The organism is Rhodococcus sp. UFZ-B548 (assembly GCF_903819475.1).
GTDB lineage: Bacteria > Actinomycetota > Actinomycetes > Mycobacteriales > Mycobacteriaceae > Rhodococcus_F > Rhodococcus_F erythropolis.
In genome coordinates, this window is sequence record NZ_CAIJDS010000068.1 from 1 (window position 1) to 24,968 (window position 24,968).

23 protein-coding genes and 1 pseudogene are annotated in these 24,968 nt (G+C 61.5%); 16 read left to right on the forward strand and 8 right to left on the reverse strand.

All coding sequences use genetic code 11. The features are described from left to right. The first annotated feature begins 14 nt into the window (after positions 1-14). The 3 genes from H7C86_RS38090 (at position 15) to H7C86_RS33385 (ending at position 1,969) form a co-directional block, all read left to right on the forward strand. On the forward strand, positions 15-269 hold the full coding sequence (locus tag H7C86_RS38090; protein WP_397517290.1) for a DUF6875 domain-containing protein: 255 nt from the start codon (positions 15-17) through the stop codon (positions 267-269). A gap of 11 nt (positions 270-280) precedes the next feature. Beyond that, entirely contained in the window at positions 281-781 is a 501-nt protein-coding gene (locus H7C86_RS38095; RefSeq protein ID WP_182263147.1) for a YbaK/EbsC family protein, read from the forward strand. A gap of 240 nt (positions 782-1,021) precedes the next feature. Then, positions 1,022-1,969, forward strand: a complete 948-nt coding sequence (locus tag H7C86_RS33385) for a phospholipase D family protein (RefSeq protein WP_182263148.1) — start codon at positions 1,022-1,024, stop codon at positions 1,967-1,969. Positions 1,970-2,286: 317 nt separating this feature from the next. On the opposite strand, the pseudogene H7C86_RS33390 reads toward H7C86_RS33385, so the two are convergent. Together H7C86_RS33390 and H7C86_RS33395 are read right to left on the reverse strand one after the other, a co-directional pair. After that, positions 2,287-2,460, reverse strand: a pseudogene (locus H7C86_RS33390) (IS256 family transposase); the annotation flags it as partial. A gap of 305 nt (positions 2,461-2,765) precedes the next feature. Next, a complete protein-coding gene (locus H7C86_RS33395; RefSeq protein ID WP_182263149.1) occupies positions 2,766-3,242 on the reverse strand; it encodes a hypothetical protein in 477 nt (158 codons plus the stop codon). 460 nt (positions 3,243-3,702) lie between these two features. On the opposite strand from H7C86_RS33395, the gene H7C86_RS33400 reads away from it, so the two are divergent. The 6 genes from H7C86_RS33400 (at position 3,703) to H7C86_RS33425 (ending at position 9,648) form a co-directional block, all read left to right on the forward strand. After that, the gene (locus H7C86_RS33400; protein WP_182263150.1) at positions 3,703-3,888 is read left to right on the forward strand and encodes a hypothetical protein; all 186 of its coding nucleotides are present in this window, start codon (positions 3,703-3,705) and stop codon (positions 3,886-3,888) included. Next, positions 3,888-4,391, forward strand: coding sequence for a hypothetical protein (locus H7C86_RS33405; RefSeq protein ID WP_182263151.1), 504 nt, complete (start codon positions 3,888-3,890; stop codon positions 4,389-4,391). Before H7C86_RS33400 ends, H7C86_RS33405 begins: the two co-directional genes overlap by 1 nt. A gap of 63 nt (positions 4,392-4,454) precedes the next feature. After that, positions 4,455-5,081, forward strand: a complete 627-nt coding sequence (locus H7C86_RS33410; protein ID WP_182263152.1) for an NYN domain-containing protein — start codon at positions 4,455-4,457, stop codon at positions 5,079-5,081. A gap of 732 nt (positions 5,082-5,813) precedes the next feature. Continuing rightward, complete coding sequence (locus H7C86_RS33415) at positions 5,814-6,875, forward strand: hypothetical protein (protein WP_182263153.1); 1,062 nt, start codon at positions 5,814-5,816, stop codon at positions 6,873-6,875. Further along, entirely contained in the window at positions 6,872-8,296 is a 1,425-nt protein-coding gene (locus H7C86_RS33420) for a hypothetical protein (protein ID WP_182263154.1), read from the forward strand. The genes H7C86_RS33415 and H7C86_RS33420 overlap by 4 nt, the downstream gene beginning before the upstream one ends. After that, positions 8,296-9,648 (forward strand): CHAT domain-containing protein, encoded by a 1,353-nt coding sequence (locus tag H7C86_RS33425; protein WP_259349377.1) that lies wholly within the window; start codon positions 8,296-8,298, stop codon positions 9,646-9,648. The genes H7C86_RS33420 and H7C86_RS33425 overlap by 1 nt, the downstream gene beginning before the upstream one ends. 166 nt (positions 9,649-9,814) lie before the next feature. Here the strand turns inward: H7C86_RS33425 and H7C86_RS33430 are convergent, their stop codons facing one another. The 3 genes from H7C86_RS33430 to H7C86_RS33440 form a co-directional block, all read right to left on the reverse strand. Further along, a complete protein-coding gene (locus H7C86_RS33430) occupies positions 9,815-10,441 on the reverse strand; it encodes an AMP-binding protein (RefSeq protein WP_182263155.1) in 627 nt (208 codons plus the stop codon). A gap of 248 nt (positions 10,442-10,689) precedes the next feature. After that, positions 10,690-12,396: a tetratricopeptide repeat protein gene (locus tag H7C86_RS33435; protein ID WP_310649170.1), complete on the reverse strand. Its 1,707-nt coding sequence runs from the start codon at positions 12,394-12,396 to the stop codon at positions 10,690-10,692. Then, on the reverse strand, positions 12,386-13,765 hold the full coding sequence (locus H7C86_RS33440; RefSeq protein WP_182263157.1) for a hypothetical protein: 1,380 nt from the start codon (positions 13,763-13,765) through the stop codon (positions 12,386-12,388). Before H7C86_RS33440 ends, H7C86_RS33435 begins: the two co-directional genes overlap by 11 nt. Before the next feature lie 80 nt (positions 13,766-13,845). Here H7C86_RS33440 and H7C86_RS38100 point away from each other — a divergent pair, with 80 nt between their 5' ends. Further along, positions 13,846-14,139, forward strand: a complete 294-nt coding sequence (locus H7C86_RS38100; RefSeq protein WP_182263158.1) for a hypothetical protein — start codon at positions 13,846-13,848, stop codon at positions 14,137-14,139. A 111-nt stretch (positions 14,140-14,250) separates the two neighbouring features. Here the strand turns inward: H7C86_RS38100 and H7C86_RS37645 are convergent, their stop codons facing one another. Beyond that, positions 14,251-14,835 carry a hypothetical protein gene (locus tag H7C86_RS37645; protein ID WP_252194692.1) on the reverse strand — a complete coding sequence of 195 codons (585 nt, stop codon included), beginning with the start codon at positions 14,833-14,835 and terminating at the stop codon, positions 14,251-14,253. Between the two features lie 315 nt (positions 14,836-15,150). Here H7C86_RS37645 and H7C86_RS33455 point away from each other — a divergent pair, with 315 nt between their 5' ends. From H7C86_RS33455 to H7C86_RS33475, 5 genes are all read left to right on the forward strand, one after another. Next, positions 15,151-17,484, forward strand: a complete 2,334-nt coding sequence (locus H7C86_RS33455; RefSeq protein ID WP_182263159.1) for a type IV secretory system conjugative DNA transfer family protein — start codon at positions 15,151-15,153, stop codon at positions 17,482-17,484. Positions 17,485-17,728: 244 nt separating this feature from the next. Continuing rightward, positions 17,729-19,246, forward strand: a complete 1,518-nt coding sequence (locus H7C86_RS33460) for a hypothetical protein (RefSeq protein ID WP_182263160.1) — start codon at positions 17,729-17,731, stop codon at positions 19,244-19,246. A gap of 159 nt (positions 19,247-19,405) precedes the next feature. Beyond that, entirely contained in the window at positions 19,406-20,563 is a 1,158-nt protein-coding gene (locus tag H7C86_RS33465) for an OmpA family protein (RefSeq protein ID WP_182263161.1), read from the forward strand. Between the two features lie 95 nt (positions 20,564-20,658). After that, on the forward strand, positions 20,659-20,871 hold the full coding sequence (locus tag H7C86_RS33470; protein ID WP_182263162.1) for a hypothetical protein: 213 nt from the start codon (positions 20,659-20,661) through the stop codon (positions 20,869-20,871). Between the two features lie 405 nt (positions 20,872-21,276). Next, entirely contained in the window at positions 21,277-22,287 is a 1,011-nt protein-coding gene (locus H7C86_RS33475) for a hypothetical protein (RefSeq protein WP_182263163.1), read from the forward strand. 277 nt (positions 22,288-22,564) lie between these two features. Here the strand turns inward: H7C86_RS33475 and H7C86_RS33480 are convergent, their stop codons facing one another. Together H7C86_RS33480 and H7C86_RS33485 are read right to left on the reverse strand one after the other, a co-directional pair. Continuing rightward, positions 22,565-22,858, reverse strand: coding sequence for a hypothetical protein (locus H7C86_RS33480; protein WP_182263164.1), 294 nt, complete (start codon positions 22,856-22,858; stop codon positions 22,565-22,567). A 426-nt stretch (positions 22,859-23,284) separates the two neighbouring features. After that, entirely contained in the window at positions 23,285-23,884 is a 600-nt protein-coding gene (locus tag H7C86_RS33485) for a class IV adenylate cyclase (RefSeq protein ID WP_182263165.1), read from the reverse strand. Positions 23,885-23,988: 104 nt separating this feature from the next. Here H7C86_RS33485 and H7C86_RS33490 point away from each other — a divergent pair, with 104 nt between their 5' ends. Next, on the forward strand, positions 23,989-24,792 hold the full coding sequence (locus tag H7C86_RS33490) for a CHAP domain-containing protein (protein WP_252194691.1): 804 nt from the start codon (positions 23,989-23,991) through the stop codon (positions 24,790-24,792). The last annotated feature ends 176 nt before the right edge of the window (positions 24,793-24,968 follow it).

The following is a 24,968-nucleotide window of genomic DNA, read 5'->3' on the forward strand; positions in this document are numbered from 1 at the left end:
GGTGATGGCCTGCTGTGCCCGAAAACTGCTGCATCCCAAACAACTTGACAACACCATGCGATGTACCTGGACTTTGGAACCCCGAGTTCCGCCCCCAGGATGCACCGTTTCCGATGCTCGCTGTGCGTCATATGGTCGCCAGCGACTTCCCCTTCCTGCGTGCAGATCCCGACTGGCTCCAGGCGTACCTGGACCAGTTCGCCACTGAGATCCCCCTGCGAACCCGCCGAGAAATCGCACGCAACATCCTGTCGGCCGAGGCAGCTTGAAAGGGACACCCATGAACACAGTTCCTTCACGAGTGGCCGGAGATCTTGAACGCCTCGCGATCCCTCACCGAATCATCTCGCACACTGACATCACCATTCCGATCCGGAGCCCACAGGACTTCGCGAACGCACTCGAACGAGATCTCGGAAGTATCACCAAATCCGTTCTGATGCGTACTCGAACTGGCTCGATGTACGGTCTCGTCGTCGCTCCAATCGGCCGGAAGATTCTTTTCCCTGCGGCAGCACGCGCACTCGGAACGAGCAGACTCGAGGTCGCCCCAGAGTCGGTACTTGAAGAGAGGACGGGCTTCCCACGGAACGGCGTGTCTCCGCTCGGGTTGCTTATCGAAACTTCAGTCGTGATTGACGAAAGCCTTCTCGATCATGCCTCCATCCTTGTCGGTGGTGGTATCACGGGAATCGAAATCGAGCTTCGGCCAGGAGATATCATCCGAGCCACTGATGCCGTCGTAGCCAACTTGTCGCCGAGTACTGCTCCGCCGTCTTAGTCGAAAGGGAGTGGCTTTCTACTCCATCAGGGCAGCTTTCGCTTCCTTGATGGAGTAGTTGTGAGCGAGGGTCGAAACCTGGTTCTGGCCAGTTGCACGAGTCCGCCGACGGTTCCGGCGCCGCAACTCAAGTAGCGTCGCGACGACCGGTATCGGAAACCCACCACCGCCAGAACCAATTGATCGGCATCGCGTCCAGGTCGACGAGGCCGGCCGCGCATCCGACTACCGTTGAGCCCCATGGGCACCACCTTCCACGGACCCAACCCGTGGCCACACATCACCCGCGCCATCCGCACCCGAGGCCCACGCCATGCAGCGATCGCCTACCTCGGCCAGGATTCTCCCGAACTACTTCCTCTACGAGCCGGCGACGTCCTGGTCGTCAACGCCTCCAAAGCTGCGGTCCGCGCGCACGCCACCTCCCCCATAGCTCTCGCCCACTACCTCGGCAAAGGTGTCCGAGTCCTCTCCTCCCCGAGCCTGCACGCAAACGTGATCACCACCAACCGGCGCGCAGTCATCGGCTCCGCGAACGCAACCATCAACTCCACCTACTCTGACGACGCCGTCATCATCACCGACGACCCCACGATCATCACCTCAGTGCCCACGTTCATCGACAACCTCGACGACATCACCGAAGTCGACCACATATTCATCGACAACGCCGCTCGTGAATGGGCGATCGGCCGCGCAGTACCCATCCCCGGCATCACCGGACGAATCCACAACCCCGACAACGACTTCCTGCCCACACCTACCGCCCGGATGTTCGTCAAACACGTCGTCGACTACCAGCCCAACCCCACCGAACAACACCTGATACGCGAGCAACAGCCGAAGCCACGGACCACCGCCGGACCCGTAGCGAAGTACCAACTCCAATCACTGCGCCTGGGCAAACCCAGCACCATCACAACCGGCGACGTCATCGTCCTCATCTCCGCCGACGACGAATGGATCTACCCGCCGGCCCTGGCGACCGCCGAACCCCACCGCATCCCGCGATCCGGCGGCGCGGTGATGGTTTTCCTGCGGATCCGCGCCGACCTACCCCCACTGCCACTCCACGTCGCCGAAAAGCATCTCGCCGACATCGGACACCCCGGTCCGAGGCTGCGGACCGACCACTTCGTCCGCTCTGTGTCCATCCGGACTGCACTGCTCGAGCTGTGGAACCTCTGACCATCCGAGCGCATTCGACGGATTCAACCGGTCGTCGCAACACCTCGATCACGGAGGCGCACGATGGGACGTGGTGGAAAGCAGATTCCGGAGGCGCCTGCGGGTGTGCGGCGGCAGCGGGCGGCGGATCGGGCGTTGAGACCGCCGATGCGTTCACCGGGCAGGCCTGAGCCGTCGCATTCGGTGCAGCGGGACTTCTGGCCGTTTTCGGCCGGGTTCCGTTGCGGATATTCGTTTATTCTCGGTCCGGCTGAGCTTGGTTCTTGTCGTGGCCGAGGTGCGAGTAGGGGTCTCCCCTGGACGAAGTCCTTGGGGAACATCTCTTCGTTCAGCGCGGTTTCCAGAACGGTTTTGGTGAACTGTTTGAGCAGCCCGTCCGGCTCGGTCAGGGACAGGCCCTGCTCCTTCGCCAGGCGCACCAACTCTGCCGCCGCGGCGGCTTCCGCCGTCGGTTCGACCTTCTTCTTCGTCACATCTTCCAGTGTCGTCATCACGGCACCTCCCTCGCTGAGCATTCACTCAGCTTGTCGGGCCAAAACGCCGATTACGAAACAGTCCCACGTCCAGCGAAATCTTGCGGGTGTTCGGAAAAAGTTCGAAGCCGAAAACCCGAGCGACCAGTGAACCGTTGGACCAGGCAGGCGTTGCACGGACCAAAGATCGGTGACAGGAGAAGTACCTGCTCGCCTACTTCGACGGTCATTCGCGCGTGATCACCGGTTATCGTTTCCCAGTGAAAACAGTCCCGGCAACAGCGGGAAAGGTGTTCATGACAAGCCTTCCGCTCGTGCCCTGCTCATCGCAGGGAATCCCTCTCGTACGGGCAAAGGATCCGTGCGATGAGCGGGCGGGTGTCGATGTACTGCCCATGTGGGAACGATACGGCGAGTATGTCCAGGAAGATGCCGTCGTCGTCCATATAGCATTCGAGTAGAGCAGCTTCTGCCGCGGCAGCGCGCCCTCCGTATTCGCACCAATCGTGGTCAACATCGCTGGCTGCGAGTGCTGCGAGAACAAGTGGTACGCCGATGACGAACAGTTCAACCTCCGGCAGCGCATCAATGACCTCATACAAGGCCTGCCCGACCGTTGGGTTCGTGGCCTGTGGACCGCTGTAGCTACGGATGGCTCCGACAGTTGCTGTCAACGCTTCGACGGAGCTCAGTACCCCACACTTGTGATCGATGATGATGTCGAGTAGCGCGGTGACGAAGCAGTCCTGGTTCATAGCGAGGCCCTTTCTGTCGGCGGTGTTGCCGGGCGCTTTCGACACCGAACCCCCTCAACCGCCCGACCCAGATCAGTCCGGTCTCAGTCAGGCCGGGGGTATCGGCTGGATCCGGAGCGGCGCCGCGAAAATTGGTGAAAAGAGGTGGATACGAACTCGTCTGGATGTGTCCGTGGCGCTGCTCGTCGAGATTTCGTCAGCCCGAATGTGGTTGCGAGTCTCATCGTTGCGCTGCAGTCGTTCGGCCGAGACAGCCTGGCAGATGTTTGTGTGTGGGTTGCCGTGCGATGGTCTCGATCATCGACCCCTGCGCTTTCCAACCTCAATTGAACTTCGGGTAGGGGGTTCGGTGTAGTTCTCAATCTATTCCCGTCGAGAGGAGCGCCTGATGCAGCCAATGCCTATCTCCACCATGGACGTATCCGAAGCCTGCGGACCGGAACTTAGACGGTCAATGGTACCGACGTTCGGGAGCTCAGTCGATTCTGTGAGCTGCTGTGTCCTGATGATCCCGAGCTTCTTGATTGTGGGCGCTGCTGTCTATTCCATGTGGAGCACTCACGTCGAGTCGCCGCGTGCGGTGTCGCTCATGCTGCGGATGCAATGCCTGGCGGTGGAGGATGCCGTACCGCCGCCCGCGGAACCGAGTGAGTCCCTCGCCGCCGACATCAACCGCCAGGAGTCGCGGTGATGCGGTCAGCGCTGAGAATCGGCGATTGGGTGATCGCGGCGTCCTATATCCCGGTAACCCTCGCTGACAACATATTCGGAGGCGAGCGCGGCATGGCAAAAGGAACTTCCGGAGTAGTAATCGATGATGTACCGCGCGGCTGGTTGTTCCCGACGGTCCGGGTGCGTTTCGACACCGGATACGGAACGCGGGAAGCCAACGCACGAGTGGGCAGTCTGCGGGTCACTCGACGTGGATCGGGCATCGAGCGGTTCGAGCGGCGGGCCGGGACGCTTCGTGCCGTTCGGGTTGGGGTGGCTGTGGCGTTACTGCTGCCGATGCTGTGGTTCGTCACCGAATACCTGTGGATCAACCGCACACTCGACGGAATGGTCGGAGCGATGCTGATTGCAGCAGTCGACTCGGCAGTCAGCACAGTCGAGTACGCATTGACCAATCCGGTGCAAGCATTGGCGCTTCTCACGGTGATGTGGGCTGCCGGCAGATTCGCCTTCGGACGCTGACGTGAACCGTCGAGGGGGTTCGGGTTAGACAGTGTCAGCACGAGCCGAACGAGAGGGACTGAGATGACCAAAATGGAGACCACCGTCAAGATTGCGCAACGTCGACCCCGGGTGGGACGGCATCGCAGTACCCGGCCCCGCACGCTGCATCTGGTCGATCTGGAGAATCTGCTTGCAGGCAGGGTGATTGGCGAGGACGTTGCCGATGTGTGGGCCGAATACAGTCGGGTCACCGCACTGCACCGAGATGACCACGTGGTGGTTTCGGTGGCCAAGCGGCACGCGGAGGCTGCGTTCTTCGCGCTGCCCGGTGTGCAGCGGGTGATCGGCGCTGACGGTCCCGATGGTGCAGACATCGCGTTGATCGACGCGGTGCCGATCGGCTGGGCGGCCTCACGGTTCGCGCAGGTGATGCTGGCGTCGGGTGATCACATCTTCGGTGACATTGCCAGCCGACTGCGCGCAGAAGGCCTGCCGGTGGCGCAGGTAATTGGTGCCGGCACGGCCGCGTACGAGTTGTACTTGCGGTGTGACAGTCAGTTGTACTTGCCGCAAGCACAGCGTCGGGCGCAGCGTGCAGCGCAGCGCCTCCTGGACCGGAAGTCTGCGTTTGAGCGGATGCGCAGCTCGGTAGAGCAGTCGAGGGAGCCTGCGGATGGCACTAGCGATCCCGATCATTCGAACGAATGACACCGTCGCCGGTTCGCACCGCATTCTCGGTGTGAACCGGCGACCTGTCGTGCAAAGTATGAGGATTCATCGTTGAACAAGGAGGTTTCGATGCTGCAACGGCCCGAAAATCTGAATTGGGTGACACCGCAGTGGTGGGTGCCATTGAACCGGGGTGAGATCCCGATCTCACGCAATGTGCTGATCGAGCATTGGAAGAAGCAGGTCGGGCAAAGACCGCCCAGACCGAACAACCTCAGGGTCTTTCGCGATCAACTCAGGGCCTGGTGCTCAGCGGCAGGCAAGGCCAAAGCAGCAGGTGAGGACAAACAACACTGGATCAGCAAGCAGTACACCCCGGCCGCTACCAAGAGACTCTGGGATAACGGCAAGGGTGTCTATATGGATGCCGAAGTATGGGACAACGTGTCGAGTGTGATGGCTGACTACGTCGACGCGTTCGCCCGCTACAGCTGCACCTTCCAGGAGGACGCAGTCGCCTACCGCTCGGACGCATTGCCCAGAGAGATTCAAATTCAACTGCCGGGTGAAGACACTCCGCGTAGCCCGTTCGAGAGGGTGTCTGGCTACACCCAGTCCCAGGCTGTGACTGCGGCAGCGAAAGCGATGATCAACGGCAGCGGCAGAGTGCTCGACAGCGCTGCGAATGCCGATCGATTCTTGAGAGACCCCAGCGTGTTTCGCCTCGAAATCCGCTCGGCAGCGTTGCGTCGGTTCGGCGAAGAGCTCCTCGTGCTCGCAGCCAGATACGACGACGAGGTGCTCTTCGGTGACTCAACCAAGGAGCTTGTTGAACAACTCCGGATCGGAGCCTCGGATATCGAGGATGAATTCGGCGACCTGACCAAGCCTTCGCGCCGGCCCACACCCGAAGAAGAGGCACAGGTGAAGGCGTATCTGATCAAGGCGATTCCGGCGTGGCTATCGGCAGATCGTCCGCGCCTGCAGACACCAGAAGACGGACAGGTGAAGAAAGATCCGGTGGAGAGAATTCCAAAACGGTTGATGTCGGGCCGTCCAACCACGTCGGATCACTCAATAGAGCGGGAGAACTTCATATACGACAACATGTTTGACCGCACCAACAGGAGTGTCGTCAAACTTCTTGTCGAGGATGCAATCGTCTTCGTGGAGGAAAAGAAAGCCAGGGGACAGAAAGTCGAGATGAAACTCTCGACGAAACATGAGGAAGCTGCAAAGGCGAGATGTTACGGCCACTGGACATACGCGGGATGGGACTACGACCGAGATCGGCGGAACGAGTGGAAACGCAGCGTCCAGGAACGGTCCATCGAAGCGTCGAAGGAGGCGTTCGGGTGGGAACCCGAGGACAACACGGAAGCCTCCACGTCGCTAGCCGCGAATCTGCGCATGACGCTCGGCGCCGCCCTCGCGTATCTACAGGACACTCCGGACAATGAACTCCGGGCTGCAGTCCCGGGCTACGCCGGCCCGGAGCCGAGTTGGGAAAAGCAGATCGCGATAGACGTTCTCAGCGAGCGATCCGAACTGTCAGCAGAGAAGTTCGCTCAGTCGCAAGGTCCCGGCGGCATGCTGCCCAAGCTCGTCGCCGCCCGCCGCGAGGCAGACGCGCCCACCGATGCTATGGCACCGACCGCCGAAGAGTCGGTGCAAATCATCAAAGTGATGATCGCCGAGGCGATGTCAACCTCAGGTCAGGTCCACGGCGGATCAACCTGGAACACCCGGATCGCGAAGATCATGAAAAAAATTGACGGACGCGCAACCACAACCACAACCACAACCACAACCACTAGAATCGAGCAGCCATGACCAACCCTCAGGCGCATCTCAGCGCAATAGAACTTTCAGATTCAGGCGACCTGAGTTGGTTCAGTGGGCTCGCACCCGCAGTCGCGGAGGTCGAGGTCGTAGTCGGTCGCGGCGTCCGCGTAACCGTTGATGCGGCAACGCCTTCAGCCGTGATGGCTTGGACCCTGCACCGCAGTGCGGACCCTGAACCGCTGGCAGCCTCTACCGGCGACCCCACCTTGCTGGATCACATTGCACGGGCAAGGGCTGGTGAGATCGTCAACGTGGCGCCCCTGCATCTGACCGAGCACTGGGCGCGTCGTGCGCTCACCGAGGCCGTCTCGCGGTGGACGATGTCGCCGCTCGACGAAGGTGCGTTGATGCTCGACGAGGCCGCCGCTCACGAGCACACCGGTAATGCACTGGCCGCCGCGAGACTGGTCGCGTTGGCCTCACCTGCCCTGGAATCGCTTGGCCAGCAATGCCTTGACGGTTTCATCGTCGGCGGAGGCGCAGCTGAACTGATCGAGATCGCTGCCTCCGCGGCCAGATCGGTGGACAATCTGTATTGGGGTCCCGCAGTGACAGACCTGTCCCACCGACTCGAGGCGGTGACTGCCTTCGACGACGCGGACCTCGAGCACATGCTCACTGAGTTCGCCAGAGCGGAAGAGAGCGTGATCTCCGGCCATCTCGGACTTGAAACGTCGACTTCCGTGGTCGTAAACCTTGCCATCATCCCCGCGATAATCGACCCACACGCCCTACCTGCGCGAATCCTGTCTTGGCGAGGCGCACATGCGCCCGAACTGATCGTCGAATATCACGGTGACTCCGACGAGGTGACCATCAGCGCGCACCTTGCGGCCGATGTGGATCCGTTCAGCGTCGAGCCCGGAAGGGTATTGGCGTACGCGGCGGACAAGGTGACAGGCCAGGTACTGGCGGTCGAACCTATGAAGGCGGTCCACCGCACGCTGGTGGGTACTCTGGTTCTCACCTCGAGCGACCTCAGTGCGTACACGTTCGGTGTACTCCACTCTGAAACCGATATGAGAACGCTGCGCAGCAGCGCGATCGGCCGTGATCTGGTCGAGGTGGACCGATTGATGCTCGAAGCCTGGAACCGGCAGCGGTCCGCCCTGTCTGCACTGCACGTCGTGGAGGCCGGTGCTTCGGAGGAAACACACGCGCGTGCGCAACGGACCGCTGCCGGCCTCATCGGCAAATCGAGGACAGCGGCCATGAATGCGCGCACCATCCTCGACCAGCTAGTTGCTGGTAAGGCGAGTGAAAGTGCCGAACTTGTCGAAGCACTGACAGTCCGCCGCGACGCGATCAGTCGCTATCTCGTCACACTGCGGACCGTAACGACGCCGACCGACGGCACCCATCCACTGCTCGTCGAGATGCTGCCAGTCGATCCGTGGGACGAGCCGTAGTGGCTGAGGACATCGGCGCCGCAAGTGAGTTACTAATCCGCGCGGCCGACGCCGGCCCGACGTACCTCTCGTGGACGTGGATGGTCGAGCCGTTCACCCCATACGCGGCGCGGCTGGACAAGGAGATCCTCGACGAGGCGTTGACGAGGCTGGACGAGGCGCTGCCCTCAGCTCGCGGTAGCGAGGAGGGGGACGACACTGTGGCCCGGGCACTACAAGACGGGGCCTTCGCGACGATCGACGGCGAGGTCGCGCTCGCCAGAAGGCTGACCGAGGCGGTGTTGCCCACAGAACTTCGCCATCAGCTTCGCGAACGACTGGATACGGGAAACCCGTTGCGGCTGCGGCTTACCCCGAGCCCGCGGTTGGCACGGATTCCCTGGGAAGTCCTGATGCTCGATGGCGAGCGACGCCTGATCGAAGCCCTCGAGATCAGGTACGACCCGCCTGCAACCGTGTACGCCCATCGCAGTCAATCACCTGATCCCTGGTCGAGCGTTCGCGAGCGCCCCCCCTTGTTCGTCATCGACCCCCTGCTGCCGCCGCGAGCAGCAGCGCACGGTCTGCGCCAGGTGCTCGACGGGGCCGGGGGTCAGACACCGTTCAATGAGCACATCGATATGTTGTGCGCGCAGGGGGCCGCCTTGTACGCAGACGAGGATGTCGTAGCGCCGATCGGAGCTATGGTGACGCGACAGTTGTTGTCCGAGGCACTCACCACTATCCCGCGTTCGCGCCTGTTCTATTTCGGGCACGTGTCCTCGATACCCGATGAGCCTGGTTCGGCGTCCTTCCACCTCTATGACACGGCAGCATCGTCATGGGGAATGGCGGTGCCATTGAGTGGGGTTGGCGCCGAAGGTTTTTCAGCGCCGCACGACGACGACCACCGTCCACTGGCAGCGCTGGATCTGCTGAGGGGGACCTCGCTCAACGTCGACGAAACGCTGCGGGCACGCTATGGGGTTCCCCATAGCATGCCCGGCCACCAGCTGTGGCCTATGCCTTCGCGGGTGGCGATCATCGCGTGCGAAGGTGGCGCGGACTATCGCTCGGTGGAGACATTCGGTTTGGTGATCGCCATTCTCAATGCAGGCGCAGAATTAGTGACTACCACTCGCTGGACATTGCCGACCGACCATGCCTTTCACAAGGTCACAGGCCGAACAGTATGCCCGACAAGCGATCTCGCATTGCAGGTGGACACGGCACACAACATCGATGATCCGGTCACCGAGCTTGCGCAGTGGCAGCGCACCCGGTTGCAGGCGTGGCGGGACGGCGAGGGCATAAGTGCCTCACCTCTGGTGTGGGCATCGATAACGCACACCTTCGCTCCAACTCGGGAATAGCGGCGGCACCGAGAGGATCCATGCAGCAGCGACGCGCACCCTCCGCCCACCGATCGGGGACGAACGCCCGTGCCGCCAGGCCAGGACAGCTCGCATGCCCACGCGCCAGCGCGACACCCCGATAAGCAGCTCCCCCGGAACCCCAACTGGCACAAGCTCTCCACCCTCATCGATGACCCGCGGCCGGACGCCTGAGATTGGACGGCCGATCGGGGTGCGTTCCCCCGCGGCACGCCCACCTGGTGACATCGATCGCCGCCTCCGTCGGGCCGTACAAGTTGTCGATGGCAGGACAGATCTCGAGCGCCTCGTCGACCGCGGTCGGGGTGAGTTCCTCCCCGCTGCACACGATCTGCCGGAGCGTGTGGCACTCGCGTGCCTCCGGCTGGGCCGTGAACAGCCGGAGCCTCGACGGAATGAAAGGGGTGACCGTCACGCCGTGAACGCGGATGGTCCTCGCGATCGCGACGGGATCGCGTTGTGCCCCGACATCCGCCACCATGATGCGAGCGCCCGCACTGAGCGGCCACAGCCACTCCCACATTGCCACATCGAAGGAGGCTGGCGTTTTGTAGAGGACACGATCCTCGCGGGTGAGGTGGTAGGTGTCCTGCACCCATGCGATGCGATTGGCAATCCCGCCGTGCGTGTTGATCACACCCTTGGGGCCTCCGGTCGAGCCGGACGTGAACAGCGCGTACGAGCCGTCGTCCGGGGACAGCGGGTCGCGTGCCGGCACCGTCGGGGTCACTGCCGGCGCCCCTGCCAACGCAGTGACGACATCGAGGACCATGAGCAGGCTCCCACCAGACGTGGGAATTGGTTAGTGCCCGTGGAATCATGGGCTCGTAGCCCCCGATCGCCAGGTCGCTTCCACCTTCGACCCTATCGGGACGCCGAGTTGGAAAAACCCAACACCATAACGATATAAGCCACATAACTCCCGCTGCTTTGAATCTGCGTGGTCATGTTTAATTCGTATCATGCAATACCGCTGTCTTCGCCCGAAACGAATCCGAAGACCTTGTGCCAGAAGCAGTGTCACCGAATATCGACGATACCGATCGTCGACTCAACTGGATCACCTTGCGTGCTCGGCGTGTATTTTAGAGCAATGTCGTGGAACCGTTCCAATGCAATATTTCCGCTGGGCATCCGCAACCGGGGAGGCGAGGCCATTGGCAGCTCGACACCTGCTACCAGTCGGGTGGGCCCAGCGGATCTATTCTTCAACGCAGTCCAATCTGCCCTACTCGGCCGCAAGAGCCTGCCGCCGGCGACCTTGTCTACATCGGTTCCCGCACTGGCCTCCTCTTGGCCAACCGTATGGACACCGCTGTTGATGGTCGTCTCCACCAGTTCTGCGACTAGTCGGGTGTCTCCGGCCTCCATTGCGAGTTCGAATGCCAGACGAGTGGCTTCGCTCACGGTGCGTTTCCAGGACAGTCGTGCTGCCGCTGTGGGGAATTGGTACTTCACCGCATCGAGGTGAAGTAGTGCGGGCAGGAGTACGTCGATGGCCGAGGTGTCGACACTCTCGGGAGTCACGGAGATGCTTGAAGCCAAGCTTACTGCGCAACGCGCCTGCCATTCATGTAGTCCGAGTGCGCGAAACTCTGCACCTGCTGCACGGTGCGCCGACTGCGCTTCGGGGTGGTGACCGGCAGCGGCCTCGAGCCGGCCTAAATTCATCCTGCAACCTGCCGCCTGGCGCCCCTTGCCCGAGGTGGACTGATAGTAGTCGAATGCGCACTGATAGAGCCTTTTTGCTGCCGGCAATTCACCGAGTGCTGCCTGTTCGACACCCAAGTTCATCTGACAGTCGGCAATGCGATCTGGTAATTCGAGTTGGTTGAACATCGCCAGCGCTTCGTTGTAAGTCGTTATCGCACGGCGGTGATCGCCGTCGGAACCGTAGACCGCGCCCAGATTCATCCGGCAGGTGGCAACCTTTGTCTTCATATCTCGGTATGTGTCTTGTGAATTCGCCTGCTGCGCGAGCTTCTCGTACAGATTGCATGCTCTCTTGTATGCGGCCGCAGCGTCGTCGTTCCGACCGGAATGGACGTGCACGTATCCGAGGTTGGTATCGCACATCGCGACGAGTTTGTCGTCATGCACACCGACCGCAGTCGCTCGGGCATCCTCGAGTTGTTTGCATGCTGTGTCGTATTGCCCCGAATCGGCATAGAACACACCAATATTGACGGCAACCTGAATCGCCTCGATTGGACTGGAACACTGACGCTCCGCATCGCGAAGAATCTGCAACGCCTCACCGTAGGCTCCTGTCATCGCGACGACGCTCGAGAGGCCGATCGCGCTGGAGACACGCTCAGATTCGCACTCCCTGGGATATCCGCCGAGTGCAAGTCGATACGCCGTGATCGCCTCGTCGACATGTCCGAGCTGTCGATGGGCCACTCCGAGTTGCTGATTGCAGTCCGCAACACCACGGTGGATCGGATACGGCATATGGTTGGCAAACTTGATTCGAGCAGCTTCAAAGATTGAAATCGCCTCATCGAACTGTTGTAGTTCAACGAGGGCGTTGCCCAGCCCTAGCCCCGCATTCGCCTGTCCACGTAGGTGTTTGCATGTTTCGAACAGCTCTTGAGCATGTCGATACTTCTCGGCGGCCTTTGAGTACTCCCGATCCTCACCGTATTTGTAGCCGTCTTCGATTGCGAATTCCGCTTCGATCCGAAAATTTTCAGACAATTCCGCTTGCTCGAGCTCAGGCATCATCAAGAACCTCGCGGTACCGACCCGATTGGATCACCATCTTTGCCGAGCGAACCATAAGTTGATGGGTGGGGCGTTGAGTCTTACGAATCTCGTCTGTGTCTGGATCATCCTGGGCGACAATGCGGTTAGCCCGTCTGTCGATCAGCCACTGTTGAAAGCTCTGTGCACCGATACCCCCCTGATGCGTAAATAGCAGGTAGGTCTCGGAGTGGGCCAGAATATCTAGAATTCCCGCGTCATGTCCATGACTGGTCAGATAGGCCGAGCACACAGCAGCATCGAGATTCCCGTCTACCCCGGCAATCAAGTGCGGTGGAACCCCCCGCCGAATCCCGAGCGATAGGGGGCGCTGAATATACGGATGGGCACCGTGATTGAGAAAAGACCAGTGAAGTGCGATCCGGGTCAGGTCCAACAGATGGGACTTGGATGGAGCAGCGTTCGCCCCCATATGTGACGAGACGGGAACTTCGACAACCCGGGCGAATAGATCCGGCACGTTCTGCAGATAAGTGGAATGGAAACTCCCGGCGCTCTGCTCGACAGTCGCGGCCAGCAACAGCGAGCGCATGTACATGATGTTCGAGGTGAGAAACCACGAGGCTGTCGCCAGTCTGCGTTCCTCCGGATCGGGTACGGCCGGAAGCCCCACCTCCGTTGCAATCTTGTCCAGGAGTCTGCATGCACGTGCCCCGGCCTCGGCGCTCGCCCGCGCCACGATACGAATCGCGCGGAGATCCGCTCCCGCTCGCAAGCTCCTGGTGGGTGGGTTCCCGGCACGCAGCAGTGCACGCCGCTCGGCGTCCTGTTCGACCAGAGCGGCTTCGACATTGCGTGCGAGCTGGCCGCATTCTTGTAGGTACAGCTGTTGCAACGCTTCCTCTTTGGTCAAGTTCCGACTGTTGTGTGGTGCGTCGTGCATCGCGATGTGTGCTCGATTGATGTAGGCGAATGCCCCGGTGTAGCGATCGAGTTTGCTGGCGGACATGGATACAGTGCGCTCGATCAGTCCGCAGTAGCGGCCGAGCTCCGGGTTCTGCCGTCTCAGTTCGTTCAGTCGCACTGCGCAAGGGACAAGCAGCGCTGACAGTTCCGCCGGCGGGATCTCTGAAGCCAATGGAACAGACACTATGTGGAGGGCTTCAGCTTCGAAGATTCGAGATTGCCCATGGTCATGACCGTCGCTCAGTATCCGAGTCGCGAGCAGGTGAGCCAAGCCCACCCGACGGACTTTTGACCCGCCGCGCGCCTCGTAGGCTTGATGAGTGAGGTCGCGATAATATCCGGAGGTCCGCTGCGGAATAATGGTTTCGGCGACGGATTCCCGATAATTCTCGTACGACTTCCCTGCCTCGAACTGCTCCAGCATCGTGAACCCCTATCGCCGCATTCGAGTTATCACGTAGCATAATCGCCCACTGTCGAAATGTCCGAAAAGAGAGTAGAACGATGACGATACTTCCGGACCAGCCAGTAGACAGTCGAATACGACTGGAACCGTTGGAGGCCTACCTGGTGGCTGTCCCTAGCGCATCGGAAACAACAGGGTCCGGATTGGTGTTGCCACAAATAGTGAAGAGGCCGTCAACTGGGATGGTCCGGAAAATCGGACCAGATGTCAAGGCCATCAGGGTCGATGACGAAATCGTCTATAAAGCAGGTCTCGCAGTCGACATGACCGTCGACGGTACTCATTATCTCCTTATCCGTGAATCAGATGTGATAGCCAGACTCCAGCAGTGAGCACCGGCCTACGGATAAACAGTGCACAAGACCTGCGGGATTGACTGCTACAACACATTGCATCTGAGGACACCGGGTGACGCACCGTCGTACGTTCGCGCCCGTCCCTGTTCACCGTACTTCCGGACGATTGAGGCAGGGGCAGCAGATAATGCCGTCCTCGATCGCCCGCATCAAGAGTTCAACCTTGGTGCCGGCCACCCGACCACTGTCGCGGTACTTGCCTCTCGCTCGCTGCAGGTGGGTGCCGACAGTCCCCTGTGCAACGAAGAGATCACGTGCCAGTTGGGGTTTGGTAAGCCCCAGAGCGTAGCCGGCGACGATCTTCCGTTCGGAGAGGGAAAGCGCGGCACCCTCCGTGGCCCGGCGCTTCAGCAACGTCTGTAGCAACTTGTCCAATTGCTCACGGCCCGAAAGCAAGTCAAGGAACCCGTCGACCTCGACACCACGGTCAAATTCCGCGTCGGGCATTACCGCCACCACCTTCACTCCATGCAGGCCATCCGCCCGGCTACGGATCAGGTCGTCCATGGATACAAACAACAGGATCTCAGCAGAGATCGTCAACACCGCAGGATCCGCCTTCGCCACGCGGTACCCGAGCGATCTCACCAGAGCGACGATGGCGTCGCAGAGAAGGGACGGACTGCTGATGACTGCGACGTCGAGCGTCGGATTGGTTCCGCGAGTTCTCACCGGGCCTGCCTTTCAGCGTGTTGTGCGACCCAACAGGTGACACCTGCGCCGGCCGCATCCTGACACCGATGACACCGAACCCCCTGCACTTCAGTCGCGTTGGCTCAACGAAGCTGAACAACGCGCAGGACCAGCCGGGAGGCTGCGTGTCGTTGTTGCCGAGACACTCCACCGCGGACGGAGGTTGCACTGCAAAATGCCGCAGCGTAGATGACGGCAAAGGTCGTGTTCGCCCACGATCCTTCGAAGGGGTTCGGTGTCCACACCGACGGGATGCGGCAACGCTCCAAATCCACGAAAGGACCTGAGGTGCAGATGAACACGAAAAATACCCGGCGCGCTGGAACGCCGATCATCGTGGAGTTGGCCGCACTGCGACCCCATTCCGGCCACACTGCGTCGGCGATGCGACACGAGATTCCGGCGACCCTGGCTGGACTGGTCGACGAGGTCACCGACGGCGAGATCGAACTGCGCATGTGGTGCGGCGCCGACGCGATGGTCCGCACCACACTCCACGTGGCTGCGCACGACGCCGCAATCACCGAAATGCTTGCAGCGGAGATCGTTCGGCTACTCGATCCGGTGGCGGAGCTGGATTCGAAGTCTGCAGTAGGACCAATCCCCACCGGCGACCTGTCCGTGTGGCCAGTCGTCCCGGTCTTGGCCGCTGCCACCATCGGCTACACCACCGCCCACACCGATACTCGAGTCTCGACGTGGTCCGCGCCGCAGCACCTGATGGTCCGCTGCACCCAGGACCCTCTGCTGCTGCAGCTGATCTCCGGCATGCCAGAACACGGTGTGAGCGTGAGAGTGTCCTCGACCGACGCCGCCCGCGGACAGTTGCGGAACGTGGGATTTGCAGTGCTGACCCCGGCGGGGGTGCCGGTGTCGCTACGAATGCGGGCCTCGCTCAAACGTGACTGGCCCGGACTGGAGATCTCAAACGCGCCGTCCGAAGGACAGAACCGTGCCCTTCATGTATCGGCGGCGGATGTGCCGTCGCTGCTCGGTGTACCGGTGGCAGGTGAAGGCTTCGTTGACGGTGTCTTCGTCGGAGCCGCCGCGCCGATCCCCGTTACGCCGACCAGACCTGACGATGGCGGAGACGACAACGGCAAGATCCGGTTGGGGCACGGTCACACCAGTACCGGCGCAACCCCGTCCATCACTGTCACTGCGCATGAACGCATGCGGCACATGCACATCACCGGACGGACCGGAACAGGCAAGTCGTCGCTGCTGGCCGCGATCGCGCAGCAGGCCGCCGCACACGGCGAGGGAATGCTGGTACTCGACCCGCACGGTCCACTTGTCGACCGGATTCTCGCTGAACTGCCGGCTGAGGCCGCCGACCGCACCTGGGTGATTCGCAGCGGTGAGGCTGGCGCGGCCGTTCCGATCAATCCGCTTGTCACGGCCGACCCTGACTCCAGGGAGCGGGCAATCGAGGCAGTCGGTGAGATGTTCCAGCAATTCTTCGACGGCAAATACGAGGGGTTCGTCGGCCCGCGGTTCCGGGAACGGGTGGCGATGGGTATCCGCGCACTCGACGCGATCGTCGGTGATCGCACCTCGGTGCTCGACGTGCCGTTGGCGCTCGGCGACACAGACTTCCTGGACCGCGCGGCGGCCGCCACCGACAATGCCCGACTGCGCGGATGGGTGAAGAACGAGCGTGCTCACCGCAAGTCCAACGAGCACGGTGACCTCGTGTCCTGGTTCAACTCCAAGTTCGAGGCTTTCTCCGCTACACCGGCGCTACGCGCGATCCTCGGCAGCGGCCATGACGCATTCGATCTCGCCCAGGCGATGGACGACGGCCGTATCGTCCTGGTGGACCTGTCGAAATCCCAACTGGGCGAGGCCTCGTCACGACTGCTGGGGTTCTTGCACCTGAGCCGGGCATGGGAGGCTGCGTTGCGGAGGAAGTCGGACAGGCCGTTCACCGTGATGGTCGACGAGGCACACAGCATGATCGCCGGCGGGCTCACTAACATGCTGTCCGAGGGTCGCAAGTTCGGACTCTCAGTGGTGATGGCACACCAGTACCTGGACCAACTCGATCCGATGTTGTTGCCTGCAGTCGACGGCAATGTTGCCACGACGGTGGCCTTCCGTAGTGCGATGCGCGACGCCACCGCGATCACCAAAAGGTTCGGGTCGATGATCGATCCGGCGACGATGATGACGCTGCCGGACTTGTCGGCGGTCACGTTGCGCACCGCGGTGCCCACCATCACGCGCCCACACACCGTGACGATTGATCACAACGCGCACTGCCTGGCACGAGTTGGTGCGGAACTCGACGATCATGTCAAGGCGGTGTCGTGGCAGACGCATGCCACGCTGGCATTGCCGTACATCGTCGACACTGCCCGGGCCAGGGAGGGGCACTCCCCTGTCTCTGACGTTGCCGTGTCCAAACCGGCCGCACCGCGTGCGGCGGGTTCGGGTTCGAGTTCCAGCTTCCTTGACGAATGGCTGGCTAAGCGGGAATCCGCTCGGGCGGCCGAGTCCGGTTCCGCACACACGGATGCGCCCCAGCGTCCGAGATTCCACTCCGGCAGCGGACGGCCGTCGCCTGCACTCAACGCCCGAGTAGGTGCGGCCATTGCACCTACGTGCAATGGCCCTGACGATTAGACCCGGACGATTAGACCCGGACGCGCCGATCGATCTCGCGAAGATCCCAGTGGTGACGTTGCCGGCGAATCAGCAGCGACGTGCGGTCTCTGGTACCTCGTTCAGTCCACGAGGAACGAGGTACCAGAGAAGCCAGCCGGCGCCCTGACCTCTTGCTGCACCGCAACATTCTGGTCGAAGGGGTTCGGTGTCTACGGTGTGGCCGCCGCAGGGGCGGCCGGGCCCTCGGGCCGAGGAGGTCGACATGTCCTGGTTCTCCGAACTTCGTAGAAAGCGCGACGAGCGTAAATCGCGTCAGGGGCAGAATCAACTGCTCGAAACGGCGCGGGCACAGATCGAGCGCAACCCCGACCTGTGTGTCGACGACGCTCACCCGTACACCGAAGGGGAAGTCGGGATCCTCTCCGGAGTCAAGGAGGCCGTGCAGCGCGCGATCGCCCCGCACGTGAAGGCTGTCGAGTCGTTGGCTGCCGCACAGCGACAGGAGTTGGCGGCGGTTACCGCCGCCCGTACCGAGATTGCCGCGATCCCGGCCAACGAGCACATCGTCGGCGGATCCGACCGCAGAGCCAAGTCGGAGCGAGCGGAGGCGCATGAGGTGCTCGGTGACGTCTTGACGACCGAGGCTGCCCGCACCGAACACGAGCAACTGTCGGGCGGGATGGTCAAGGCTGCGGCGTCGGGACTTCAGCGGCACCTCAACGGAATTTCCCATAAGTGGTACGTGCTCGCGCATGTCGTTCTGTTCCTCGACGTGTTGGCGATGCTTGCACTGATGATCAAGGTGGAGGGTGTCGGCTTCACCGCAGTGGCATGGACGTCGGATCCGTCCGGTCAGGCTGTGAAACTGTGCACGGCAGTCGGGTTCGCGCTGATGGCCGCTCTTGTGCTGGCACTGAGCGCACACAAGGTGGGTCGTGCGCAGTGGATTTGGATACATCGCAGCGCCAGACCTGACGGAGCCGAATCAGTCGGCGCGCGTGTGCGCAGGTTCGTGACGACGGCGCCGGTTCTGCTCGGCGGGTGGGTAGCGCTCGTTCTTCTCGCTGCGTTGACGGGCTATACGATTCGCGTCCGAATCGTCGCTGCCGCCGGGAGCACCAGCTTCAAGGATCTCGTCCCGTGGGTGGCGACCCTGATCGGTGTCGCGGCGGTCGTCGCACCGGTGCTGGTCGCACTGACCACTGCGATGGGCCCTTCACCTGAGGTTCTTCGCCGCGACGCGCTCGCCAAGATCGTCAACGCTGTGAACTTTCGACTCGGTGTGCTCGACGCGCAGGTCAGTTCACGCACCGTGGCGGCGCTCGACTTGACCAAAGCAGCCGAGCGGGAACTGGCCGGCGCGGAACGCGACGCTGCCCGAGCCGCACTGCCCGCCGTGCAAGCAATCAGCGAGTTGCGTGCCCGCTACGGCTATGCCGGTGAGTACTACCGGGAAGTTCCGCTGGTCGCTCGCGGCATCGAGCGGACGCTCTTCGACCTCGACGACTTGGCTCGGGTCGAGGAGATGGTCGAGGCGATGCGCGTGGCGGCCGCCCATGAGCACGAGTCCACGATGTCGGTCCGGCCCACCCATCACAACACGGCTGGCACCGACGGTGACTTGACCGACGCGCCAGGCTCCGCAGCCGACACCGCAGCCGACACCGCAGCCGACACCGAGGTGCCATTCCGGGATTTGGGGGACCTCGATCTCACCAAGGACAGCAACAGCCACAACGGTCACCCGCGCCAACGTGACCACGCGTCGACTCCGGGCTGAGTCCACCTCCTGAGGGTCGGGTCGCGGCTATGCCGCGACCCGACCCTCAGGGAGCGATCCGGGCGGTCTCGTTCACGAAGGGGTTCGGTGTAGATCCCGAAGGGCGCCGGAGACCACACCGGGAACGGTGCCAGACCAAACCAGAGAAGGAGCCATACGATGAGAACACTGCACAGCGCGGCTGCGCTGATTGCCGCAGCCGCGGCGGTCATTGGACTCACTGCCTGCGGCGGCGGCAGTCAGCAAGACTACGCCCGCCAGGGCACGGTGCTGCTGGTCGCCACAGCGACGGCCAACGAGCCCGCTCCCGCCCTACCTAACAGTGCCCACGCACTGCTCGAACGGGCAGCCCAGTCAATGAAGGGCACCGCGCAGGTACTGATTCCCAAGAGCGGTCAGGTAGAGGCGCAGGGTCCACGTATCCCTGTCACAGTGATGCGCGGCGACGAGGTCGAGCAGGATCCGACTGAAATGGCAAGGGGCCTGGTCGAAATCACCGGCAAGATCAACGACTCACTCAGTCCACTGGCGTCGGGGCAGATCGAACTGGACCTGCTGTCCGGACTGGTGGGCGCAGCCCGGCTCGCCGAGAACTCGACGATCGTCGCACTGTCGAGTGGGCTGCAGACCACAGGCCTCGCAGACTTCGCGGGGCTCGGATGGTCGTTCGATCCGGCTGCGGTGGCCGCTGACCTTGACGCACGCGGATTCATCCCGAACCTGCAGGGACGAGAAGTCTACTTCGTCGGCCTCGGCGAGGTGGCCGGAGAGCAACGAGCGCTTCCTACTCCGATGCGGATCAAGCTCGAACAGTTGTGGCTCCGGATCTGTGAGACGGGAGGCGCACGCACCTGCGAGGTGCTTCCGCCGTCCGCAGAGCAGACTCCCAGCGCCGACCGAACTGGTGGGGTGAAGACGGTGTCGGTACCTGTGTTCGCGCTGGAACCGCTGCCTGTTGGGGCTGCGACTACGGACTGGAACCTGGACTCGGACACGCTGTTCGGCGAGGATTCTGCGGTGTTGTTACCTGCATCGAGGGCCGCGTTGGCCGAGTTGGCCGGCACAATCGCGCAGCGGGGAGCGCGGGTCGAGGTCACCGGGCACACCTGGAAGGTGGGCCCAGCCGACGGTGCGCGGGAACTCTCGCTGCGGCGGGCGCATGCCGTCGCAGACGCGCTGATTGCGACGGGTATGCCGTCAAATTCGGTGACCTCTGTCAGGGGCGCGGGCTACGACGAGCCTGTCGTCCCTGAGACAGGACAAGGGGAGGCAGCCGCGAACCGCTCGGTCACCCTTCGTCTCACCACCACTGCCTGAACGATTTGCTGCCGGGCCAGCCGAACAGGTGCGCCCGGCAGTTTTCCCTCTCGCCCTGCCTTGCCTGACAAGTCTCGACTGAACAGGAACCAATAATGCTTCGTGCCCTCGCATCTTCCGCCCGGTGGATCTTCTCCGGCGGCACAGCCCGGCTCGTCGCCGCGGCGTTCATATTCATCGTGCTGTTCAGTATTGTTCGCCCATACCTCGGACCGTCGACCTCCTCGCTGATCGGACTGCTCCTGCTCATCGCAGCTGTCGCAACAGTGCTACGCATCATCGTTCCGACCCGCTCGCGGCGTCGCTGACTCTCCCAAGTCCGGAATGCATTGGAACCACCAGGAAGGCACCCCATGTCCCGATGGAGAAATATCACGATCGCGTTCGGCACCGTCGGACTGGTCACGATTGGAATCAATACCCTCGCTCCGAAGGAGTCTGAGATGGGACGGAACCCGCAAACCACGATCGATGAACAAATCGGGGATCTCAGCGATGCTGACCAAAACAACAAGGACAGGCACCGCGACGAAGCAAACGATTCCGTCGATGCCGAGAACGAGCAACGAAACACACCGGGCGAGCATCGACCGCCCGAGCATCGACCTCGATTCCGGCTGCCATGACGTTCGGTCGAGTCTTCTCGAAGGCGCCCCTTGTCCCCGCGCCACGAATGCACCCGAGGGAAAAGTCTTCTCGGGCATACTGAGCACGTGACGATTCTCGCGCGTTCCGCTTCCGACTCTGGCCTCGAGTACTCAATTATCGGCTTCGATGCTGATGCGACAGATCCAGCGAGTATCGCCCACTGGGTTGAAAAATGGCTGAACTCGGACGAGATGACAGAACTGTTCGCTCTCTTCGGCGAGAAGATCGAGTCGTCGGGTCTGCGAAACCGCCTCGACGAGACCGAACGAATAACGCGGGATATTTTCGATTTCAGGCAGGGCGGCGAACGGTGGGAAGCACGAAAGAGTCAGTTCGCACCCCGCGTCACTGAAGTCCTCGAATCCCTGATCGCCCACCTCTATCGAGACCTTCAAGGCCCTCCGTCAACCGAAATCGGCCCCGTCAGTCACGCGCTGGTACTGGGCGGGCGAATCAATAGTTGTATCCTCCGCGGAGAACTGTTGGCCACGCTCCTCGGGGAGGGGCTGGAAGTTGGCACGGTATGGGGACTGGGAAGTCGACGCGAAGCAACAGCGGACGAGCACGCAGTTGCGGAACGTCTCGAACTAGGCCCTGTCGAGGATGAATTGGACGCGATGTCCGCGGCCCTCTGTGCCGCACTCCGGATCCCACAGTTCAAGGCCCCCTCGTCGGTGAGGGATGCCTTCAGCGAAGTCCGTCAGATCGCGATGGACCCCATCCCTGTGATCGGTCTGGCTGCGGCCCCGGGGCCGGGTAAGTTGCGCGCTACTACCAGCGATACGTACGCCTTCTTCCGCGAAACTGCCGGAAACATTTCAGAAGACGACCACATTCTGATCGTCACCTCCGCCATCCACGCGCCCTTCCAGCACGCCCAAGCCATTGCGGAACTGGGCATCCCGACGGGCGCAACCATCACGTCAGTCGGTGCCCATATCGGGACCAGTCCCACGCCCGAGGTCCGACATGAATGGACAACCTCTGAATGGCTCCAAGAGGTGCGTTCAACGATCTGGTCGATGCGGAACATGTACGAATCCCTCGTCGAAGCGCATCCCAAGCTCGACCGATAGGATGTCCGATCCTGACTCCTGTCCGCGCGACGGAAGGTGAGTCAGACCGGCCCCGTCTACGCAAAGTTCACGTGCAGGCGTTGATCTGCTTCGGACTGAATTCCTGGACAAGGGAGTGGTGCTCGACCAGGCACGAGTGATCGCTAGGGCATGGTCAGTCGGAACCCACAGCCCGAACCCCAGGATTCCGTCGTCTCGGATTGTGAGTGACCAACGGCGTACAAATCGATGATCCGTGTCATCTGTTATCCGAGGTCAAGTTCCCCGAAAGCGGAAATTATGCGATACCGGCAGGGTTCGCGGGGAATCGTGTTTTCGCTCTGTCCTGCGCTGCCCGCAGAATACCCTCGCGGTCTTGCGCGGATATGTCGGGACGCTTGTCGAAGCCTGCCATGATTGCCTGCGCCCACGCTCCGTCTGCTCGAGGCTGTCCGTATACCTCGAAGAACAACTCGATATCCCATTCGTCGGAGACTCGTGCCAGATACTCCTGACCAGCCCAGACCAATGCGCGACCGAGAGCCAAATCGCCGCTTGCGCGGTTGGCGTCGGTCGCAGGCAGTCCTGCCATTTCCAACAGTGTCAACACAGGATCCACAATTACCCTCCAAAGATACGACCGGCTCCCACCGATCCCGTCCACGACATGTCACTCTCGGTGTGCATACCCTACCTATCGTCAGACTCGACGCTCTGCTCACTGCCTCGACGTACCTGGAAACCGGACTCCGCAGTTCTCCCTGGGCAAGGGAACTACATCGCACAGAGAATTACAGGCATCGCAAGTCCCCTGCTTAGCATTGGCACCAGTGTCATGGCCGCACACCTGTCACACCACCGGCGATCCATTCATGGATGACGAAAACACTCGGCCCGCAACATATCTGAGTGACCGCTGCCGTGCCCAGGCGCCCGCTCATCGTCACGTGATGAGCGACTGGCCCAAAGTTGACGACCTGATTCACGGTCCAATGACCTGTATGCGCAACAAGGTAGTTCAGGAGAATCGAAGTTGCGCGATCCCTGCAAGATCGATACCGGAATTCGCATACACCTTGGTAGTATTCTCGCTCGTCATCTGACTTTCTTCGAAGCCGAGCAGATCAGCGATACGCTTCACATCTTCTGGTGTGTCTGCCTCTATTTCGAGATACGGAGTGAGCATCGGCCACTCGTCGATCTCCAATCGACCGCCGTCGAGAGTAAAACTTGTCCGTCGATTTTCCTGATACGCCTTGGACGAAAACCCCAGCATACCCAGCAATTCGTTTGCCACAGCGAAGTCATCCACTGTGACCTCGACTTCGTTAGTTCCGTCGATGCCGTCGTGGGCGATCTCCTTCACCGCCAAGGTAACTGCGCGCCCGTTGTCTCTGACACGTATCCACTTGCTCTGATCGCCAGGGGTTATATCGTAGACGCAGCGACGCTGCAGTGTTGCAGAAGATACTTGTAGCCCACCCTTGGACAAGATAAGTGCGGCCACGCGTTCCGGGTCGATCTCGAGAATCTTGACCTCATATTCGGCGGGCACTGTATTCCTCTCACAGAACTCATCTCGCAAGCTGATCGGTCCAACAATTATCGAAGCAGACATTACTCACGGTGATCGATGCACAACATGAGATTGCTTCCGGGGGGTTCGGTGTCTAACACGACAGCCACCCGCACGGTGGAACCTGGACCCGGAAGGCCAACCCCATGACCACCATCTCCAACCGTGAGGTCACAAGCCCTCACCTCGCTGAACGCGCCCTGCGTTCAGCGTCCATGCTGATGGCATTGCTGACCGCTGCAGTCGGTATCGCACTCATCGGCGCGCCATCCGCACACGCAGACACCCGAGTAGTGACGGTCAACACCGGCGCAGGCAATATCAACGTCCGCGCCGCGGCCACCACTCAAAGTCAGATCCTGCGAACCATCGCAAACCGCAGCCGGGTTTCCATCACCTGCTACCTACGAGGGGAAACCTTCACAGGTGGCCCGTACCGGGTCAGCACCAACGTCTGGAACCGCCTCGACACCGGCGGATACGTCACAGATGCGATGCTGGAAACCGGATCCAACAATCCAGTGGTCCCACTGTGTAGTTCGTCGCCTGCAAGTTCCACGCCCGGACGTGCAATGGGACAGACCCGCGCCGCAAACACCGGTGCTGCAGGCAACTGCACCTGGGGCGCGTACAACAAGTGGTTCAACGCTTCGGGCGGTCGTCACTATCCAGCCTTGAGTGGGAATGCGAAGGACTGGGCGAACTCGGCGCGGGCTACGGGATGGACTGTGGTGCTCGATGCACAGCCACGTTCGATGGTGGTCTTCCAACCCGGAGTCCACGGCGCTGACCGCACCTACGGGCACGTCGCGTGGGTTGACTCCACAGCCCGTCGAGCAGACGGACTCTACGTCACCATCACGGAAATGAATGGTGCTGCCGGATTCAACAAGTGGTCCACACGCACCGTCAAGGATGTCGTCGGGATGTCGTACATCCTGCTTCCCTGAGATCCCGGCCGGCCGATATTCGGCCGTGATCGCTCAACGGATCGGCGGTGTGCTCACCTGATCGGGTGAGCACACCGCCGATTTAGCAGAGCAGAGCAATCCGCGCCGAGAGAGAGAAGATGCGGCCTTGTTGTGACGACTGCCGACTCCACTCGTCGCCACAATATTTCGGGTGA

Bases quoted from the DNA above. Each gene is read 5' to 3' on its own strand.
- H7C86_RS33440 (WP_182263157.1), bottom strand. From the start codon at position 13,765: ATGCTGGAGCAGTTCGAGGCAGGGAAGTCGTACGAGAATTATCGGGAA.
- H7C86_RS38100 (WP_182263158.1), top strand. From the start codon at position 13,846: ATGACGATACTTCCGGACCAGCCAGTAGACAGTCGAATACGACTGGAA.
- H7C86_RS33465 (WP_182263161.1), top strand. From the start codon at position 19,406: ATGAGAACACTGCACAGCGCGGCTGCGCTGATTGCCGCAGCCGCGGCG.
- H7C86_RS33490 (WP_252194691.1), top strand. From the start codon at position 23,989: ATGACCACCATCTCCAACCGTGAGGTCACAAGCCCTCACCTCGCTGAA.
- H7C86_RS33385 (WP_182263148.1), top strand. From the start codon at position 1,022: ATGGGCACCACCTTCCACGGACCCAACCCGTGGCCACACATCACCCGC.
- H7C86_RS33470 (WP_182263162.1), top strand. From the start codon at position 20,659: ATGCTTCGTGCCCTCGCATCTTCCGCCCGGTGGATCTTCTCCGGCGGC.
- H7C86_RS33430 (WP_182263155.1), bottom strand. From the start codon at position 10,441: ATGGTCCTCGATGTCGTCACTGCGTTGGCAGGGGCGCCGGCAGTGACC.
- H7C86_RS33455 (WP_182263159.1), top strand. From the start codon at position 15,151: ATGAACACGAAAAATACCCGGCGCGCTGGAACGCCGATCATCGTGGAG.
- H7C86_RS33460 (WP_182263160.1), top strand. From the start codon at position 17,729: ATGTCCTGGTTCTCCGAACTTCGTAGAAAGCGCGACGAGCGTAAATCG.
- H7C86_RS33480 (WP_182263164.1), bottom strand. From the start codon at position 22,858: ATGGCAGGACTGCCTGCGACCGACGCCAACCGCGCAAGCGGCGATTTG.
- H7C86_RS33485 (WP_182263165.1), bottom strand. From the start codon at position 23,884: ATGTCTGCTTCGATAATTGTTGGACCGATCAGCTTGCGAGATGAGTTC.
- H7C86_RS33420 (WP_182263154.1), top strand. From the start codon at position 6,872: ATGACCAACCCTCAGGCGCATCTCAGCGCAATAGAACTTTCAGATTCA.
- H7C86_RS33435 (WP_310649170.1), bottom strand. From the start codon at position 12,396: ATGATGCCTGAGCTCGAGCAAGCGGAATTGTCTGAAAATTTTCGGATC.
- H7C86_RS33400 (WP_182263150.1), top strand. From the start codon at position 3,703: ATGATCCCGAGCTTCTTGATTGTGGGCGCTGCTGTCTATTCCATGTGG.
- H7C86_RS33405 (WP_182263151.1), top strand. From the start codon at position 3,888: ATGCGGTCAGCGCTGAGAATCGGCGATTGGGTGATCGCGGCGTCCTAT.
- H7C86_RS33410 (WP_182263152.1), top strand. From the start codon at position 4,455: ATGACCAAAATGGAGACCACCGTCAAGATTGCGCAACGTCGACCCCGG.
- H7C86_RS38095 (WP_182263147.1), top strand. From the start codon at position 281: ATGAACACAGTTCCTTCACGAGTGGCCGGAGATCTTGAACGCCTCGCG.